Source organism: Mycobacterium sp. KBS0706 (assembly GCF_005938675.2).
GTDB lineage: Bacteria > Pseudomonadota > Alphaproteobacteria > DSM-16000 > Inquilinaceae > Inquilinus.
This window is the reverse complement of sequence record NZ_VCCH02000416.1, coordinates 1-289: the sequence shown is the minus strand read 5'-3', so window position 1 is coordinate 289 and position 289 is coordinate 1. Positions and strand designations below refer to the sequence as shown.

1 pseudogene is annotated in these 289 nt (G+C 68.2%); it reads right to left on the bottom strand.

The features are described from left to right. Positions 1–289 (bottom strand): annotated as a pseudogene (locus FFK22_RS42525) (S-(hydroxymethyl)glutathione dehydrogenase); the annotation flags it as partial.

The window sequence follows — 289 nt, the reverse complement described above, 5'->3', positions numbered from 1 at the left end:
GTTGATCCGCTCCAGCGGCAGCTTGTGCGTGATCATCGGGTCGATCTCGATCTTGCCCGACATGTACCAGTCGACGATCTTCGGCACGTCGGTCCGGCCCCGCGCACCGCCGAAGGCCGTGCCCTTCCACACCCGGCCGGTCACCAGCTGGAACGGACGGGTCGAGATCTCCTGCCCCGCACCGGCCACGCCGATCACGATGCTCTGGCCCCAGCCGCGATGGCTGCTCTCCAGCGCCGCCCGCATCACCTTGGTGTTGCCGGTGCAGTCGAAGGTGTAGTCCGCCCCG